Origin of the sequence: Alteromonas gracilis, from assembly GCF_036870955.2 — a bacterium.
In the GTDB taxonomy this organism is placed as follows: domain Bacteria; phylum Pseudomonadota; class Gammaproteobacteria; order Enterobacterales; family Alteromonadaceae; genus Alteromonas; species Alteromonas gracilis_A.
The window spans coordinates 1,452,964-1,470,408 of sequence record NZ_CP145482.2; the positions used below are offsets into that span (position 1 = coordinate 1,452,964).

Below are 17,445 nucleotides of genomic sequence, written 5' to 3' on the forward strand. Positions count from 1 at the left end.
GCTACGCGTCATTTCAGCTAACTATCACTGGCGTAGCCCTCTTCTAAAAGAGGTCACTCGCGTCTTCATCACTGCATAAGAATTCGTTGTCTTAACGATGAAAAAAAGCCGTGCTGATATTGCTTTGCAAAACGCTAGTTAAGCGTAAACTCAGCGCAGTTTTAAATGTGGTTGCGTTTTGTGCAATCACCTACGTTATTGTAACCGACAACTTACTTTTTAGAAGCGAATTACATGCACAATACACTGATTGTTACTGATGATGTTACCCCTTTTTGTAACACCGCTTTAACAGTACTCACTTTTCAAGACTATCTTGCAGAGTTTCCAAAACTGAACGAGCCAAAAACTCGCGTCATAAACTTATGTGACACGTCTCGCTATTTAAGCGAAGGCTACTACTGTTCATTGTTGGCGCAAGCAAGAAGTCACTCAGTGTTGCCGTCGGTTAATACCATTAACGACCTACGCATGGCTGAAGAAAAAAGCATAGACCGTATTGTGTTTTCTATGTCTGTTGCAAAAGACGACACTGCGCTTACCGATGAACCTTTATTGGTACTGTTTGGTGAAGTGAAAGATCAGCGCTTTAAGCGCCTTGCAAGACAAGCATTCGAAAAGTATCCATGCCCAGTTTTATTGTTAACGCCTACAGTCACGCATACCAAGGCGTCGACAAAAGCGTCTGGCAAAGTGCAGTTAGAAGGTGTGGCGAGTGTTCAGGCCAAAGCATTTAATGAATTGAATGATAAACAACAAGCGCGTTTTGTTGAGCAGCTAATCGCCTATACCAAAATACAATGGCGTGCGAGCAAGGCAAGCAAGAAGGCGCGTTGGGATATGGCCATTTTGGTTAATCCAGAAGAAAGCACGCCGCCAAGTGACGAGAAAGCGATTAAAAACTTTGTGCGCGCAGCCGAAAAAGCGGGTTTTCGTGCTGATGTAGTAAGTCGTTTGTCGCACGAAGAACTGGGTCACTATGACGCCTTGTTTATTCGTGAAACGACAGCGATTGATCATCACACTTATCGACTGGCCCGTGCGGCTGAGCGAGAAGGCATTGTGGTGATGGACGACACTCAGTCAATTTTAAGATGCTGCAATAAAGTGTTTTTGCAAGATGCATTTGCCTATCAAAAAGTACCTAGCTCCAAAGGCAACGTTTGTATCAAGTGCAAGTGATGAAGTGTGCGACAAACTTATTAATGACCTTGGTCTACCGCTAGTGCTCAAATTGCCGGAGAGCTCATTTTCTAGGGGCGTATACAAAGCAGAAAACAAAGAAGCACTTAAACAGCGACTAGAACAAATGTTGGCGGAATCCGCATTGGTGTTGGTTCAAGAATATATTTTTACCGAGTTTGACTGGCGAATTGGCGTGTTAGGTGGAAAGCCAATCTACGCGTGTCAGTATTTTATGGTGCGCAACCATTGGCAAATATACAACCACCAAGGTGACAGATTTTCATCAGGTGGGTTTACCACAATGCCCACCTTTGAAGTGCCTAAGCCTGTGCTTCAAGCGGCAGTTAAAGCAGCTAAAGTGGTTGGTAATGGCTTGTACGGTGTCGATATTAAACAATCAGGTAACGCGGTATACGTAATTGAAGTTAACGACAACCCAAGTATCGACTCAGGCGTCGAAGACAAATATTTAGGCAAAGCCTTGTATGAACTCATCATGCAAGAATTCGCGGACAGGTTGGAGCAAAGAGGGCGATGATTACATCGGCTGATTTAAGACATGACAATGAACTGGAAATGCCATTGTCACGCAATGAGCAAAACGGTGTTTCCTTGCGGGTGGCTACACAAGCAGACTTAAATGCACTGCAGTTTATTGAAAAGACTTGTTTCACCACTGACAGATTAAGCAAATCGCGATTTAAGTTTTATATTGAAGCGCCACATGCAGAGCTTGTTGTTGCCGAGATTCAAAGCGCGATAAACAGCGGTGCGTCAAAAGATTCGGCTTCTGGCATTGTAGGTTATGGGCTTTTACTGTTACGACGAGGTACACAGCTGACCAGGCTATATTCAATTGCTGTGCTACCAAGCGCAAGAGGCTTAGGTATTGCTGAGCATCTAATAAACAGCTTGGGGGAGCGGGCGCTTTCGCGGGGAAAGCGCTTTATGCGCCTTGAAGTCGCAGTAGGCAATAGCGGCGCTATTGCACTGTATAAAAAACTTGGCTTTAGTCAATTTGGTATGTACACCGACTATTACGATGATCATACAGACGCGCTACGAATGCAGAAAGTCTTGGTGCCAACACGTGCCGCCAAGCCAACAGTGTATCCTTGGTATCAACAAACCACTGATTTTACGTGCGGTCCGTCAGCGCTCATGATGGCCATGTGTGCACTAGATAATGCTTATGAAATGACGCAGCAAAAAGAGTTGGCACTGTGGCGGCAAGCTACCACTATTTTTATGATGTCAGGTCATGGTGGTTGTCACCCAGTAGGCTTGGCGCTCGCTGCCCATAATGAAGGTTTTACGGCTAGAGTGGTAATTAACCAAGACGTGCCTTTGTTTGTAGATGGCGTGCGCAATGCGGAAAAAAAGGCTATTGTAGAAAGCGTAGAAGCACAATTCAAAAAAGATGCTGCTGAACACGATATCAATGTTGAAATAGCAGACTGGCACACCGACATGATTGATGACGCGTTGCGAGCGGGCAGTACGGTGTTATGCCTTATCAGTACGTATGCGTTTGACAAGAAAAAAATTCCGCACTGGGTGGCCATTACCAGCTTTGACGCACATTGTTACTATCTGCACGACCCAGACGCAAGCGAAGGGCAACCTATTGAATACCAACATATTCCGGTAGCGCGTGAAGACTTTATGCGCCTTGCAAGCTACGGTACGCGTAAAGTGAGAACACTGGTTTTACTAAACCAACCTCAATAACGTTAACGAGTGCGATAGCGAAATAGGAAAGCCAGCCTAGCGGGCTTTCCTTAATGGTGCGCTAGCGAAACACGTACTTTGTTGTTTAACGACTTTAATTTGCTCACTAATTGCGATAGCTCTTTTACTGAACCTGTGTATTCAATGTGTTTGTTAAGTTGCTCGCCTTTGACGGCATCTTTGAACAACGAAGCGCTTTCAAAACAAGCAGTCTGCTTGTCTAATTGTTTCCATTCACCCTGTAAATCTCGGGGGATGCAATGGCGCTTAGCATTGATTTTGTCTTTAATTTGCAACACTTTTCCGATCAATAATTGTGCGTCAGTTGGCATAATGACTTCTCCTATACAACACTTCTAATAGGGTAAGTTTTTGTTTAAAAATGATTCTTTAGAGTTCTTGTACCCAAAAATCATCTTGTGACCCTACCGCTTTAATGACTTGTGTATTACCTACATGTCATTCACTTACCTTTCACTTGTAGCATTGCATCTTCAATGCCAAAGTGAATAGAAAGTAAGCTAACACAATGAAATACCGTGTTAATTATCGAATCAGCGTGTTAGGTATAGGAATTTAGTTGTATAAAAAGCAAACAAACAGTTTGCATTGTGATACACACATTACTGTCTAGCTGTGTAGTAATGTTGCGTAATGCAAAACGCAAAACCCAGCATGATGGACGTTCTTAGCTGCTATACGGCCAGTGGTTTAAAGTCTTTTAACAATGAAAGTGCGCTGTCACCCAGCATAGAGTAAGGGTCAAACGTGTCTTTAGTACTAAATTGTAGAACAGAACGCTTGGTAATTGCCTTTTCTGATACATAGCCCATTTCCCACGAACTAAACGCCCGTTGTTCAATTTCAGTGTACGACAACAACATAATGGCGTTATGCCTAGTATCCGTTTGTATTAGCGAGAAGCAATTATTCACCGCTGACCGAGACCCCTCTAGGCATTGCAAAAAGTAGCGTGAATTAAAACATAGCATGCCAGTAATACCATGCTGTTTGTTATTCTTCCGAGCGGAGGACAAAATTGACTCAATGTCACTTGGTTTAAAGTTATCGCCAATAGTACTTGCGTAAATCAGTCTAACGAGAAACATAATTACTCCTCATCGTGTAGGAGGTTGTAAAAGGTTGTCTTCACAAGGCCGATAGCCCAAATAACCTAACCACAAGTGGGTAATACAAGATCCATTCATTATTCAAAAGTGAAAACGCATAAGTAGTGGTGTAGCACCACCATACATAAAGGTAAACATGTCATCATTGCCTTGGCTGCGACTTAAAATATAGCCGTTTTTCGGGTAATGTGAGCATTTCATAGCCTCGAATTACCGCCATGTTGGCGCAAATACTCAAACACTTCGTCAGGAAGTAAATCTAGGTCACATACTTTTTGCGCCGCATCTAACTTAATTGCTTCCCTAGGCATGCCAAAGATGACACAAGAGGCTTCGTCTTGGGCAAGGGTAAACGCGCCAGCGTGCTTCATTTTCAGTAACCCAGCCGCACCGTCTTTGCCCATTCCTGTCATAATGATGCCTATTGCATTTTTTCCCGCAGCGGTACTTACACTATCAAATAGCACGTCAACCGAGGGCTTATGCCCGCTAACGCGTTCTGAATCAATTAATACTGTGCGGTAGTCTGCGCCGCTTCGTTCAATGCCTAAATGCACATCTCCTGGCGCAATATAAACCGAGCCAGGAAGTAACCTTTCAGAACCTTGAGCTTCGGCTACGTTTACACTGCATGACAGGTTAAGCCGCTGTGCAAACGTTTTGGTAAATCCAGGGGGCATGTGCTGAGTAATAACAATTGCGGGGGCATCTGCTGGCATAGACTCTAGAAAGCGTTTTATAGCTATTGTCCCTCCCGTAGACGCGCCAATAGCAATGATTTTTTCGGTGCCCGTAATAATGGACTGCTGTTTAACAGTGTCTGTGGTTGTCAACTTTTTTACTTTTGATTGCGATGCAAATCGAATTTTTTGCAAAATAAGTTCACTGTACTTTTCTATTCCTTCAGCCACGCCAATTTTGGGTTTTGGAATATAGTCCACCGCGCCTAGCTCTAAACTCCTCAACGTTGCTTCGGCGCCTTTCTCAGTTAATGTTGAAATCATAACTACCGGTGTTGGTCTGGCTTTCATCAACTTTGATAAAAATGTAATACCATCCACTTTGGGCATCTCAATATCTAATGTGATCACGTCGGGCTTGTGGGCATTTACCATATCGCGAGCCACATAGGCATTGGGCGCTGTGCCTACCACAACCATATCTTTAGTGGCGGATATAATTTCCGACAACAAGCTACGAATAAGCGCAGAATCATCGACTATCAAAACTTTTATCATCGCGTCTCCTAGAATAAATCGACGGGGTTATCGATGGTTGCATTCTTAAGCCTAACTCTATACTCGCTCTCTCTGTCCAAAATGGTGGTATTGTGAAGTGCTTTTATTTTTTTAATTCTGACCAAGCCATCTTCTTCAAAAAAGTAGACCTTTCTTGGGTAGTCAGACAGCACGTCACTTGCGACAACGGGAATAGATTCTTTTTTCAGGTACTCAAAGGCAAAATCTACATTTCTTTGACCAATGTTGTTATGTATGAGGCCTTTCATAACATTGCCACCCCCAAATACTTTCGCCACTATTTGGTTCTTTTTTGCACCTAGTTTGAGCATTTCGTTAATCAACAATTCCATTGCATAGGTGCCGTATCTCGCCGACTCGGAAATCAGAATCGATTTCTCAGTATCATCCCGTGGCAATAAAAAGTGGTTCATGCCTCGCACATTGTTCGCTGGGTCAAACAAGCAAGTTGCTATACATGAGCCCAGTACAGTAACAATAAGGTGGTCATTTGACGTTGCGTAAAATTCACCGGGGAGGATCTTAACGGCGTTGCAATTGAAATATCGATCGAAGTAAAGGTTAGCTTCTGGCGAGGCGTCAAAGTTCACCTGCATCACACATTCCTTCCATGCTTTTGGTAAACGGTTCGCCCTACTGACTTAAGACTCGAATTAAGATTAGAAACCGTTTCCGAATGACCCGCAAAATACAATCCATTATCTTTAAGTTTCAAAGCAAACCTAGGTGTAGCAAATGGGCTTGCGTCGTTTTGTCGAAATAAATCATGACATTTCTGCAAAAAATGACGTCTAAATCGTCAGGAATACCTGCCCACGAACTATCAATAAGGTTCAACTGTTTAAAACTAATCAGCTGCCGCACCTCAGGTATGACGCGTACAAAGCCTTCATTACTGCTTAGTACCTTTGTGAAAAAAGCGCTTTTTATCTTCTATCGACAACGTGGATGCCGTGTCCTCGGTGTAAATCCCTTGGGTTGCTTTTAACAACACATTGCTATCAATGTCTGTTGCAATAATATCAACCTAGTACGTCAAAACTGCCGTACACTTTGATTACCGTCATAGCAATAGAGTAGACTTCTTCTCCTGTGCTGCTTGCAGCGCACCAAATGGTTTTGTGCCCTGCATTAGCTGAAAGAAATTTCCCCAATACGTCAAAGTGGTGTGGCTCTCTAAAAAAGGAAGTGAGGTTTGTGGTTAGTCCATTAATAAAGTTTTCCATTTCACTATTGTTGGTTTCTAAATAGTGTAGATAATCGGCAAAGCGCGACAAACGTAGCGCTCTCAAGCGACGTGACAGTCGACTATAAACCATAGAATCTTTGCTCTGTCCTAAGCAAATACCGGCGCGCTGATGCAGTATCTTGCGCACTTTATCAAAGTCGTTGACGGTAAACTCAAACTCTCGATGTTCCATACACTGCAGCCGTTGGCGTCTACCTTAAAATGACTCCCATTCATCATCTTCGGTAGAAGCCATCTTCACTAGCCGTTTCTTTGCCTTTGGTGCCGACATTTTCTCAACGGCTGAAAGCATTGTTTTTTGCGGACTACCTTGTTCTTCGTCTAGTTTAAAGGCGGAGATTTGCTTATTCATGCTTTGCGCTTGAGCTTGTAAGCTTTCTGCGGCCGCTGCCGCTTCTTCAACAAGCGCAGCATTTTGCTGAGTGACCTCGTCCATTTGAGAGACCGCCTTGCTCACTTCATCAATACCTGACGCCTGTTCAGAAGATGCTGCAGCAATTTCGCCCATAATGTCGTTGACCCGTTTAATGGAAAGGACAATTTCTTCCATGGTTTTTCCAGACTTATTAACTAGCTCGTTACCATTTTCAATTTTGTTAACCGAGTCTGAAATAAGGTTTTTGATATCTTTAGCGGCTTCTGCTGAGCGTTGTGCAAGTGAACGTACTTCAGAGGCCACCACCGCAAAACCTCTGCCTTGTTCGCAAGCTCTTGCAGCTTCAACCGCAGCGTTTAGTGCCAATATATTGGTTTGAAATGCAATCCCGTCAATAACGCCAATGATATCCGAGATTTTTTGCGCAGACTCGTTTATGGAACCCATGGTATCGACTACTTGGCCAATGAGCTTGCCGCCATCAATGGCTATGGTTGAAGCTTGCGAGGCAAGGCCGTTCGCTTGATCTGCATTTTCAGAGTTGAGCTTAACCGTGCCTGTTAGCTCTTCCATACTTGACGCGGTTTGTTCTAAGCTGGATGCTTGTTCTTCGGTTCGACTTGATAAATCGCTGTTGCCTTGGGCTATTTCAGTAGCGGCGGTGTTAATTAAGTCTGACGCAGAACGAATTTCTGAAATCATGTTCACGAGATTTTCAATAAACGAACGCATAGCTGAACTAATTTGAATAAATTCACCCTGAAACTCAACTTCTAATCGCGTTGTTAAATCACCGTCAGCCAGGTTCAGCAGAACGCGTTTAATTTCATTAACTGCCTCTTTAGTTGCCGTTATATCCGTGGCGTATTTAACTACTTTGAACGGTTTGCCGTTAACATCAAATATCGGATTGTAAGTGGCTTGGATCCAAACATCTCTTCCGCCTTTTGCAATGCGTTTAAATTCTCCGCTTGCGTGAGTGCCTTCGCCAAGTTGTGCCCAAAAATCTTGGTATTCTGGGCTTCTTCTATATTCGGCATCAACGAATAAACTATGGTGTTTACCTTTAATTTCAGAAAGCGAATAGCCAACGGTATTCAGGAAATTGTCATTAGCCGTAATGATGGTGCCATCCAAATGAAACTCGATCACTGCCTGTGACTTGCTTATTGCGTCAATCTGCCCAGCAAAATTTGCATTACGCATCTTTTCTGCGGTCACATCAGTAGCATATTGCACAACACCAGTAACCTGCCCAGAGCTATTCATTATGGGATTGTAGGAGGCCTGTAACCATACCTCTTCACCATCCTTGCGCACATACCGATACTCACCAGTCTGATAATTGCCTTGTTTCATTTGTGACCAAACTTCTTGGTTGGTCGCTACACTTTTATCGTCAGAAGGGGTAAGTATCTTGTGGCTCTTCCCTTGAATGTCTCGTAGCTCAAAGCCTGTAATGGAAAGAAAATTCTCATTTGCATTTAATACATGCCCATCGCTACTAAACTCAACCACGGCCTGCGAACGGTCAAGGGCATCTAACATGCCACTTTTCAGTAACAGTTCGCTAATATCCAGCCACTCAACGGCCGTTCCGATACTAGCGCCATTTTCATCTTTAAGTGGCATGAGCGTCAGGCGAAAGTTAAGCGAACCTACCGTTATCGACGACACCATTACGTCGCGTAAATTTGCAAGAATACTGCTCTGGTGAGCGGGGTTTTTATGAAATTGGTCAATACTCTGCCCAATCAGGTTATCGGCAGAAAACTGTGGCAATACCTTGCGTAGCTCTTCTTCACTTTTCTTAAGCAATGAAACCACCGCTTTATTCGCATAGATAATAATGCGGTCTGCATTAGCGATCATAAAGCTTGTCGAGCTTTGTTCTAAAGTTTGAACGCGATGTGTGGTATACACTGAGTCACTATTGGATTTTAGGAAGTTTGCCAATTTCATAGATCGCTCCTGATCAACAATTCACAATATCTGAAAGTGCATCTAAGTAACCAAATACGCCATTTCTGTGTTTTCAGTTACGTCACAGCACTTTACAAAAACGCTTTGCGCTTGAGGTGTTCCTCGTTGTGCGCTAAGCGATAATGCAAACAGCTAAGCTCCTTTTTGCAGCGCTTTTAACTGCATTACCTTTTTTGCTTGGGGCCAAGTCTTCTAAACACGCTGTTATTTATTGCAGCGGAATGCGCATTAATGCTGTCATCTGCTACATCAGCTAGAGTGAGAGATTTATTAAATTTTGTTTAAAATCTCGGCTGTTGGGGAAAGTGTAGACAAAGAATTGAAATAATGTGTAATTTGTTAGACTTTAGTTTAATAAAATTTTTGATGGTGCGTTTTTTACGGGAAACACGCCTAAGCGTAACCCGTTGGTCTTTTTCTTACCTTTTTCACTTGGCAGTAGCAAAGGTGTGGCGTCCAAATTAACAAATTCAATAATATTGCGGTCACTAAGCTGAACACTACTGATGATGGGGTAAGAGGCACGGACGGGGAAAAGTTATCTAAAACTTTGTCTAGCGTATTGTATTGCGCTGGGTTTGCCATAAACACGAGCTTTTCGAAGTAATGCCCGTGTTCTAATTTACGCATACCTTGTTCTATCGCGGTAATTTGTGCGAAGCGCTCGGCTTTCAAAGTAGCATTGTCTCGAACGACAGCTTCATTGTTTTGTTGCAAGCTTTCCAGCATGGCTTCTACCGAAGAAAAACCATGCTGCTTCGCTAGCTCGGTTGAGCTTGTCACTTCATCACGAAGCGCATCATAATATCCACTTAAGTACTGACGATAATGGTCGGCCAAAATAGGTACTTGTAGTGTAATGATAAACAAAACGGCAAATAGCACCTTATCAAATACTCTAACAATCATCTCTCTATTTACTCCATCATCTAACTTACTGGCCAGCCGCTTGTGTTGAGCAATCAATAACTTAACTGTGACTTGTGCAATGTCACCTCACTGCTACTTCAAACTAGTATAGATGGCATGCGTTAACATACTGAGTTGCTCTGAGTTTATGATGTAAGGAGGCATAATGTATACCAGCTTCCCGAAAGGTCGTATCCATACGCCATGCTTCACAAAATGGCGCTGAATTTCAGCGACATTAACCGGTTTTACGGTTTCGACAACACCTATAGCGCCCAGCACGCGTACATCTGCAACACGCGGAAGCTCTGCACATTTTGCAAGCTCGGCCTGTAATTGTTTCTCAATGGCAGGAATTTGTTGTTGCCAGTGATTTTGATTAATCAACGACAAACTTGCATTAGCGACGGCGCAGGCTAGTGGATTTCCCATGTACGTAGGCCCATGCATGAATACACCAGGTTCGCCTTGGCAAACACCAAGCGCCACATCCTCGGTGCACAAAGTGGCCGCTAACGTCATGTAACCGCCGGTAATAGCCTTACCTAAGCACATGATATCTGGTGAAATACCTGCGTGTTCGCACGCAAATAGTTTACCGGTACGCCCAAATCCCGTGGCAATTTCATCGCAAATCAACAATACATCATAGTTGTCGCACAGCTGGCGACAGCGCTTTAAATATTCCGGGTGATAAATGCGCATGCCGCCCGCACCTTGAACAATAAGCTCTAAAATAAGGGCGGCCATTTCGTGGTGATGCTTTTCAAACAATTCTTCTAATGGAAGAATGTCGTCTTCGCTGAAGGTTTGGCCAAAACGGGTTTGTGGGGCAGGGGCGAATATCTGTTTACTAAGCACGCCTTCAAACAAGCTGTGCATGCCGTTTACCGGGTCGCATACACTCATGGCGGCGAAAGTATCACCATGATAGCCGTTGCGAGGCGCAACAATACGCGATTTCTCAGCGCGTCCTTGGCATGCCCAATACTGAATAGCCATTTTTATGGCAACTTCTACCGATACCGAGCCAGAGTCGGCCAAAAACACGCGCTCTAATCCTGCGGGCACCATATCGAGCAAGGTTTTACACACATCTATGGCGGGCTGGTGGGTAATACCGCCAAACATGACGTGAGAAAATGCCTCTATTTGATCATGAGCGGCTTTATTCAGTACAGGATGGTTGTAACCATGAATGGCGGCCCACCAACTCGACATACCATCAACCAGTACTTCGCCAGTGGCTAGAGTAAGCTCAGCGCCTTTGGTGCTGGTGACTTCGTAACAAGGAAGCGGGTTAACCGCAGACGTATAAGGGTGCCAAATGTGTTGTTTATCGAATTCTATATTGTTCAAAATTTAACCGTTAGTAAAGCTTTTGAAATGGTCAGAGTTGACAACTTTGCAATGACGCATAGACTAAGCCAGCATTCTTAATTAGTAAAGGACAGTCAATGACACTGGCTTCAGCGCAACAGGCGCAAACGACAACTATTCGTAACGATTGGACCAAAGCCGAAGTAGAGGCATTATTTGCAATGCCGTTCAACGACCTGCTGTTTGAAGCGCAGGTGGTTCATAGACAAAACTTCAACCCAAACGAAGTACAAGTAAGTACGCTATTGTCGATTAAAACAGGTGCATGCCCTGAAGACTGTAAATACTGCCCGCAAAGCGCGCGCTATGACACTGGCCTTGAAAAAGAGCGCTTGCTTGAAATTGAAAAAGTGATCCAGCGAGCGAAAGAAGCCAAACAGGTTGGCTCAACGCGTTTTTGTATGGGCGCTGCGTGGCGAAATCCACGGGACCGAGACATGCCTTACATTGTCAAAATGGTTGAAGAGGTGAAAAGTCTTGGCCTTGAAACTTGTATGACCCTTGGCATGCTAACTCGCGATCAAGCGGTAGCCTTAAAGCAAGCAGGCCTTGATTATTACAATCACAACCTTGATACATCGCCAGAATTTTACGGTGACATTATTACCACACGTACGTATCAAGACCGTTTAAACACGCTAGAAAACGTGCGTGCAGCGGGCATGAACGTATGCTCTGGCGGTATTGTAGGTATGGGCGAGACAGTAAGCGATCGCGCAAGCATGCTTGTGCAGCTAGCGAACTTACCTGAGCAGCCGCAAAGTGTACCAATTAACATGTTAGTGAAGGTTAAAGGCACGCCGCTTGATAATGTAGAAGATCTCGACTATTTCGAATTTATTCGCACTATTGCCGTTGCGCGTATAATGATGCCTAAATCTCACGTGCGTTTATCGGCAGGCCGCGAGGCAATGAACGAGCAAATGCAAGCTATGTGCTTTATGGCTGGCGCAAACTCTATTTTCTATGGTTGCAAGCTGTTAACCACGTCAAACCCAGACACCCACGAAGACGTAATGTTGTTTAAAAAGCTTGGTATCAATACCGAGCGTACGCGCGATTTTTCTGATGAAGCTCACCAACAAGTGTTAGAAGAAGAGATAGCGCAACAGCAAGAGCAAACAGACAGTAGCGATTTGTTTTATGACGCTAGTAAACCAAAAGCAAAAAGCGATAAAACGCCCAGCACGATGGATGCCTAATGGCTTTTAATTGGTTAGAAGCAAAACTGACGGAGCGCGCCCAGCAAGGCCTGCTTCGTCAGCGCCATTGCCAGCAATATGAAAGAGACAACATTGTTTGTATTAATGGCGAGCACTACCTTAACTTTTCGAGCAACGATTACCTGGGTATGCGTCAGCATGAAGGGGTTTTGCAATCGTGGGTAGAAGGGTTGGCGCAATTTGGCGCAGGTAGCGGTGCATCTCCGCTAGTGACAGGGCATACACAAGCGCATTTAGCGCTTGAGGCATATATTGCCGATGGTCTCAATCGCGAGGCGGCATTGTTGTTTAATTCAGGTTTTGCGGCTAATCAAGCCTTGTGCATGGCGTTGTTTTCACGTCATGCGGGTAAGCCTGCTTCATCAAGCTCTGCGTCTAGTTCAAAACCGCAAAGCCATATATTGGCTGACAAACTGATGCACGCGTCATTTTTAGAAGGCGCCATGTGCGTGGGAGATCAAGCGCAGCTACGCCGCTTTAAGCACAACGATTTAGCGCATTTAGAAAGCCTGTTACAGAAGCGCGGCAATATAGAAGACAATCAAGATACGCTTATTGTTAGTGAAGGCGTATTTAGTATGGACGGTGACTATGCACCAAGCATTGAAATAGCGGCGTTAGCCAAACAGTACAATGCATGGTTTATGCTAGATGACGCCCATGGCATGGGCGTTCTGGGTGAAAATGGTTTTGGCACGGTTGAAGCGTTGGGGCTAACACAAGAGCAGGTGCCTATCGTCATGGGCACTTTTGGCAAAGCCATAGGTACCGCAGGCGCGTTTATTGCCGGAAGTCAGGTGCTGATTGATTTTTTGGTTAATTTTGCCAAACACTATGTGTATTCAACGGCCATGCCCCCGGCACAGGCGGTGGCAACCCTTTATTCACTTACCCATATTGCTAGTGACAGGCCGCGCCGCGATGCCTTAACGCAAAATATTATGCATTTCAGAGATGCCTTTAACGCTAAATTTAGTGGCACAACAACGCTTACGCTTGCGGATTCAAACAGTGCTATTCAGCCTATTATTGTTGGTTGCCCTAAACGCGCGGTGGCATTAAGTGAAGGACTAAAACGCCGCGGTATTTGGGTAACGGCCATTCGTTATCCTACAGTGCCTAAAAACGAAGATAGGCTGCGCGTTACCTTGTCAGCCAATCATACTCAGCAAGATATTGATGTGCTGCTTGATGCCATTGCGCTTGCCGCCGAGGAGTGTAGCGAGTGAACGCCGAGCAAAATAATATCGCATTAGATGAAAACGCAAACTCAAACGCAATGGATGAGCGTGCAGTAGCCTCTCGTTTTTCAAAAGCGGCGACGCGCTATGACAGTATTGCCTGTATTCAAAAAGTGATTGCCCATGAGGCGCTGAATAACTTACCGCAAAAGCTTTCAGGTAACGCGCTTGATATCGGCTGTGGTACGGGCGTGCACACACAAGCGCTGAGCGAGCGGGGCGCGAATACTACGGGTGTCGATATTGCCGAAGGAATGCTTAGCGTAGCAAGAGAAACCTATCCAGGCCCACATTTTGTGCGTGCTAGCGCCATGTCGCTGCCTTTTGAGTCGGGTCAATTTACTACCGTGTTTTCATCCATGGCACTGCAATGGGCAAGCTCACCTACTATTGTGGCACAGCAGATCAGTAAAGTGCTTAGCCAGAGCGGTGTTGCCGAATTGGCCATTATGGTTGATGGCTCATTTAGTGAGCTTAAAAAAGCACGCAAAATTGCGCAGCTTGTTGAGGCAACCACGCCAATGCCGTCAACGACCATGTGGGTTAATGCATTTAAACAATCTTCCCTCGTACTTACGCGCGTGATCACCAAAGATTATGTGGACAGTCACTCATCAATTATGTCGCTGCTTCACTCTGTGAAAGGGGTAGGCGCTGGTGAAACCGGAAAGAAGCAGCCGCCATTATCACGCAGAGATATCAAGAAACTCGCCATGGCCTATCAGAACATTAGTGCCGCGGGCAGTAAGTTACCGCTTACCTACCGCGTAAGTCATTTCAGGTTGGAACAACGATGAAGCAGTATTTTGTAACCGGGACAGACACCGAAGTGGGCAAAACCTATGTAACCTGTCACCTTCTTCGCGCAGCAACTCAAGCAAAACTTACCACGATAGGTTACAAACCTATCGCAGCGGGCTGCGACTTAGTTGATGGCGAATGGGTAAATGAAGATGCCGCCAACATTCAACAGGCAAGCGGCTTATCTTTAGCTATCAGTGAAATAAACCCCATTGCACTAAAGCCGCCTATTGCACCGCACATAGCGGCAAGCGAAGCAGGCGTCGAGCTTACGCAAGATGCCATTGAAAAAGGGCTAAACCACTTACAAAGCTACAATGTAGACTTCCTTTTAATGGAAGGTGCGGGTGGTTGGCGACTGCCGCTGTCTTTGGGTAATGACAACGCGCCGACACGTTATCTATCTGACGTGGTTAAATCGCTAAATATGCTGGTTATTTTAGTGGTGGGAATGCGTTTGGGTTGTTTAAATCACGCAATGCTTACTGCCGAAGCTATTATTGCCGATGACCTAACCATTGCTGGCTGGGTAGCAAACGATGTCACTGGCAACATGACGCGATACGATGAAAACCTCGCATCGCTAAAAGCCATGATGCCAGCGCCATTGCTGGCGGAAATACCTTTTAAAACCCAACCCTCTGACGCTGTTTTACAGTGCGCTATCGAGCAATTGGTTTAAGCTATCGCTTAGCATTAATTGGCGTTTTCTCATTACCTAAAAAGATAAAGCCGTCGTGCTCATGTTCGTTACCGGCCTTGTTTTCGCGACCATCTTCAAAAGTAAGTGTGGCTTCGCTTAATTTAAGAGCCGTCCCTTCGCGAATGGCAACAACCGGAGTTGTTGGGTTGAGAGCGGTAAATTCTGCAAGACGCTGATCACGCGTTTCGCCATTGTGGCCTGGCGGCTGGTAATCGGTGTAATGTGGGTTAATTTGAAAGGGCACAATATCGAGCGCATCAAAGCTCGGTGGCTCAATAATAGGCATGTCATTGGTGGTGCGAATTGATTGCCCACAAATATTTGAACCTGCGCTCCAACCAATATAAGGCGTGCCATCGGCAATAGCATGTTTCATAGGTACCATTAACGCATTGGCGTACAGAGTCGACAATAAGTGAAAGGTGTTTCCTCCGCCTACCACAATAGCTTGGCCGTTTTGTTTTGCGTTGTTTATAGCGGCTACTGGGTCGTCAACACTGTGTAAGCCCGTTACCTTACATTCTGGTAGCGCAGTGGCCACGGCATCGACATATGCATCATAACTTTGTGTTACGGCGGCATAAGGAACAAATAGAAGGTCGCGAATATCACCTAAGTGTGCAAAAATAAGCGCTCTGGCGTGTTCGAGGTAAGGCTCACTACCTTGACGTGAACTGCTCAGCATAAGTACATGTGCGGTCATACAAACTCCACAATTTTTCTGACGGCGTATCATACGTGAAACTGAACATAAAGTTTAGTCACGCTCCGTTATAGCATGGTGAAAGGAAGTTAAATGGAACAGTCAATATCGGTGTTGTTCGTGTGTTTGGGTAACATTTGTCGCTCTCCAACAGCAGAAGCGGTGTTTAAACAAAAAGCGGCAGAGGCTGGATTGTCGTTAAATATTGACTCGGCAGGCACCCATGGTTATCACATTGGTAGCCCACCAGATAAGCGCTCTCAGGCGGCAGGCGTTGAACGCGGTTACAGTTTTAAAGGGCTGAAATGCCGTCGTGTTGACGAAAGTGATTTTGAAAAGTTTGACTATATCTTGGCTATGGATAACAGCAATTTGTCTAACCTGCACGGCATGTCACCAGCGCAATATCACGACAAAATTAAGCTGTTTTTAGACTATGCAGACGAAGAAGACAAAGAAGTGCCTGACCCTTACTACGGCGGAAAACGCGGCTTTGAGTTGGTACTAGACTTAATAGAAGCTGCGTCAGACGGATTAATTGCGCATATTAAGGCAAACAGTGCTAACGCTCAACACGATTAAGTCTGCAACTAGCCCTTATAAGACACCCGCGGTGATCACCGCGCTGCTGTATGTTTTATTCACTGTTTCAGCGGCGGCAATACTTGCGGTTGTCATGTTATCTGACTCGCCAAACACGCTAAAACAGCACATCACGCTACAAATTCAAGTGCCGTTGGTATTAACCGCTGTATTGGTGGGGGCGGCACTATCAACAAGTGGCGCAACACTTCAGGTGGTGCTAAAAAATCCGCTGGCCGACCCAGGTATTGTGGGTATAACTAGTGGTGCCAGCCTGGTGGCGGCTATTCTATTGCTGCTTACGCCTAACTGGGCAAACGCGTACATGCATTATGTATTGCCCGTCGGATGCTTTTTAGGGGCGCTTGCCTCTACCTTCATCATTTATCGGCTTGCGCGAAAATTGCTGGGGTCTGCTACTGCGGTTATTTTGTCGGGCATTGCAATTTCTACCCTAAGCGGCGCTATTATTGCGTGGCTTTACATGCTAAGCGATGCGAACGCGCTTCGAAATCTCACATTTTGGCTGATGGGCAGTTTGTATCAAACTAACTGGCCTATTTTAGCGTTAGGTGCTCCTTTTGTGGTGGTGGCCGTTGGTTATCAGCTTTACGTTGCCAAGCACCTTAACAAGCTCTATGCTGGCGATATTGCCGCGAAAAGCAGTGGTGTTAATGTTGAACAGTTAACAGAGCGTGCGCTGGTTGCCAGTGCTGTCGCGGTGGGGGCTGCGGTGTCTATGGCGGGCTCGATTGCCTTTGTCGGTTTGCTGGTACCGCATATTCTGCGCCGTGTTGTGGGGCACAATAATGCACTATTGCTACCGCTAAGTGCGCTCGCGGGCGCGTGCATGCTGTTATTGGTAGCATTGTGCTCTGAGCTTACGCGCGCCATTACATTGCCGGTATCAATGATTACCGCAACCCTTGGTGGCCCATTATTAATTTGGGCATTGTCAAAAGGGCAGGTTAAGGGGTAACCCTTAACACA

At 45.2% G+C, this 17,445-nt stretch carries 14 protein-coding genes and 3 pseudogenes; 8 read left to right on the forward strand and 9 right to left on the reverse strand.

The genetic code is table 11. The features are described 5' to 3' along the window. Positions 1 to 234: 234 nt before the first annotated feature. A pseudogene (locus tag V6N89_RS06980) lies at positions 235 to 1,723 on the forward strand (RimK family protein). Between the two features lie 38 nt (positions 1,724 to 1,761). Further along, complete coding sequence (locus tag V6N89_RS06985; RefSeq protein ID WP_431189791.1) at positions 1,762 to 2,916, forward strand: GNAT family N-acetyltransferase/peptidase C39 family protein; 1,155 nt, start codon at positions 1,762 to 1,764, stop codon at positions 2,914 to 2,916. Positions 2,917 to 2,966: 50 nt separating this feature from the next. Here the strand turns inward: V6N89_RS06985 and V6N89_RS06990 are convergent, their stop codons facing one another. The 8 genes and pseudogenes from V6N89_RS06990 to bioA form a co-directional block, all read right to left on the reverse strand. Beyond that, a complete protein-coding gene (locus tag V6N89_RS06990; protein ID WP_338516950.1) occupies positions 2,967 to 3,248 on the reverse strand; it encodes a hypothetical protein in 282 nt (93 codons plus the stop codon). Between the two features lie 363 nt (positions 3,249 to 3,611). Further along, on the reverse strand, positions 3,612 to 4,025 hold the full coding sequence (locus V6N89_RS06995) for a BLUF domain-containing protein (protein WP_338516951.1): 414 nt from the start codon (positions 4,023 to 4,025) through the stop codon (positions 3,612 to 3,614). A gap of 218 nt (positions 4,026 to 4,243) precedes the next feature. Next, positions 4,244 to 5,284: a protein-glutamate methylesterase/protein-glutamine glutaminase gene (locus tag V6N89_RS07000; RefSeq protein WP_346993582.1), complete on the reverse strand. Its 1,041-nt coding sequence runs from the start codon at positions 5,282 to 5,284 to the stop codon at positions 4,244 to 4,246. 8 nt (positions 5,285 to 5,292) lie between these two features. Next, the gene (cheD, locus tag V6N89_RS07005) at positions 5,293 to 5,901 is read right to left on the reverse strand and encodes a chemoreceptor glutamine deamidase CheD (protein ID WP_431189772.1); all 609 of its coding nucleotides are present in this window, start codon (positions 5,899 to 5,901) and stop codon (positions 5,293 to 5,295) included. Next, positions 5,901 to 6,726: pseudogene (locus tag V6N89_RS21715) on the reverse strand (CheR family methyltransferase). The gene cheD and the pseudogene V6N89_RS21715 overlap by 1 nt, the downstream one beginning before the upstream one ends. 24 nt (positions 6,727 to 6,750) lie before the next feature. Next, positions 6,751 to 8,892, reverse strand: a complete 2,142-nt coding sequence (locus tag V6N89_RS07025; protein ID WP_346993584.1) for a methyl-accepting chemotaxis protein — start codon at positions 8,890 to 8,892, stop codon at positions 6,751 to 6,753. Between the two features lie 414 nt (positions 8,893 to 9,306). Continuing rightward, positions 9,307 to 9,822, reverse strand: coding sequence for a DUF2937 family protein (locus V6N89_RS07030; protein ID WP_338520237.1), 516 nt, complete (start codon positions 9,820 to 9,822; stop codon positions 9,307 to 9,309). 93 nt (positions 9,823 to 9,915) lie between these two features. Beyond that, positions 9,916 to 11,181 carry an adenosylmethionine--8-amino-7-oxononanoate transaminase gene (gene bioA / locus V6N89_RS07035; RefSeq protein WP_346993585.1) on the reverse strand — a complete coding sequence of 422 codons (1,266 nt, stop codon included), beginning with the start codon at positions 11,179 to 11,181 and terminating at the stop codon, positions 9,916 to 9,918. 98 nt (positions 11,182 to 11,279) lie between these two features. Here bioA and bioB point away from each other — a divergent pair, with 98 nt between their 5' ends. From bioB to bioD, 4 genes are read left to right on the forward strand one after another with little or no spacing between them, the layout of a single operon-like run. Continuing rightward, positions 11,280 to 12,404 (forward strand): biotin synthase BioB, encoded by a 1,125-nt coding sequence (gene bioB, locus V6N89_RS07040; protein WP_338516958.1) that lies wholly within the window; start codon positions 11,280 to 11,282, stop codon positions 12,402 to 12,404. Continuing rightward, the gene (locus V6N89_RS07045) at positions 12,404 to 13,654 is read left to right on the forward strand and encodes an aminotransferase class I/II-fold pyridoxal phosphate-dependent enzyme (RefSeq protein ID WP_338516959.1); all 1,251 of its coding nucleotides are present in this window, start codon (positions 12,404 to 12,406) and stop codon (positions 13,652 to 13,654) included. Before bioB ends, V6N89_RS07045 begins: the two co-directional genes overlap by 1 nt. Beyond that, on the forward strand, positions 13,651 to 14,463 hold the full coding sequence (locus tag V6N89_RS07050) for a methyltransferase domain-containing protein (protein WP_346993586.1): 813 nt from the start codon (positions 13,651 to 13,653) through the stop codon (positions 14,461 to 14,463). Before V6N89_RS07045 ends, V6N89_RS07050 begins: the two co-directional genes overlap by 4 nt. After that, positions 14,460 to 15,149, forward strand: a complete 690-nt coding sequence (gene bioD, locus V6N89_RS07055) for a dethiobiotin synthase (RefSeq protein ID WP_346993587.1) — start codon at positions 14,460 to 14,462, stop codon at positions 15,147 to 15,149. The genes V6N89_RS07050 and bioD overlap by 4 nt, the downstream gene beginning before the upstream one ends. Here the strand turns inward: bioD and pepE are convergent. Beyond that, a pseudogene (gene pepE, locus V6N89_RS07060) lies at positions 15,120 to 15,873 on the reverse strand (dipeptidase PepE). The gene bioD and the pseudogene pepE sit on opposite strands and share 30 nt — an antisense overlap. A gap of 93 nt (positions 15,874 to 15,966) precedes the next feature. Here pepE and V6N89_RS07065 point away from each other — a divergent pair. Both V6N89_RS07065 and V6N89_RS07070 read left to right on the forward strand, forming a co-directional pair. Next, the gene (locus V6N89_RS07065; protein ID WP_226432815.1) at positions 15,967 to 16,455 is read left to right on the forward strand and encodes a low molecular weight protein-tyrosine-phosphatase; all 489 of its coding nucleotides are present in this window, start codon (positions 15,967 to 15,969) and stop codon (positions 16,453 to 16,455) included. Positions 16,456 to 16,486: 31 nt separating this feature from the next. Further along, positions 16,487 to 17,434 carry a FecCD family ABC transporter permease gene (locus V6N89_RS07070; protein WP_431189792.1) on the forward strand — a complete coding sequence of 316 codons (948 nt, stop codon included), beginning with the start codon at positions 16,487 to 16,489 and terminating at the stop codon, positions 17,432 to 17,434. Positions 17,435 to 17,445 lie beyond the last annotated feature (11 nt).

Coding starts and splice junctions, on each gene's coding strand:
- V6N89_RS07065 (WP_226432815.1), top strand. CDS start 15,967: ATGGAACAGTCAATATCGGTGTTGTTCGTGTGTTTGGGTAACATTTGT.
- V6N89_RS06985 (WP_431189791.1), top strand. CDS start 1,762: ATGCCATTGTCACGCAATGAGCAAAACGGTGTTTCCTTGCGGGTGGCT.
- V6N89_RS07025 (WP_346993584.1), bottom strand. CDS start 8,892: ATGAAATTGGCAAACTTCCTAAAATCCAATAGTGACTCAGTGTATACC.
- cheD (WP_431189772.1), bottom strand. CDS start 5,901: ATGCAGGTGAACTTTGACGCCTCGCCAGAAGCTAACCTTTACTTCGAT.
- V6N89_RS07030 (WP_338520237.1), bottom strand. CDS start 9,822: ATGATTGTTAGAGTATTTGATAAGGTGCTATTTGCCGTTTTGTTTATC.
- V6N89_RS06995 (WP_338516951.1), bottom strand. CDS start 4,025: ATGTTTCTCGTTAGACTGATTTACGCAAGTACTATTGGCGATAACTTT.
- V6N89_RS07000 (WP_346993582.1), bottom strand. CDS start 5,284: ATGATAAAAGTTTTGATAGTCGATGATTCTGCGCTTATTCGTAGCTTG.
- bioB (WP_338516958.1), top strand. CDS start 11,280: ATGACACTGGCTTCAGCGCAACAGGCGCAAACGACAACTATTCGTAAC.
- V6N89_RS06990 (WP_338516950.1), bottom strand. CDS start 3,248: ATGCCAACTGACGCACAATTATTGATCGGAAAAGTGTTGCAAATTAAA.
- V6N89_RS07045 (WP_338516959.1), top strand. CDS start 12,404: ATGGCTTTTAATTGGTTAGAAGCAAAACTGACGGAGCGCGCCCAGCAA.
- bioD (WP_346993587.1), top strand. CDS start 14,460: ATGAAGCAGTATTTTGTAACCGGGACAGACACCGAAGTGGGCAAAACC.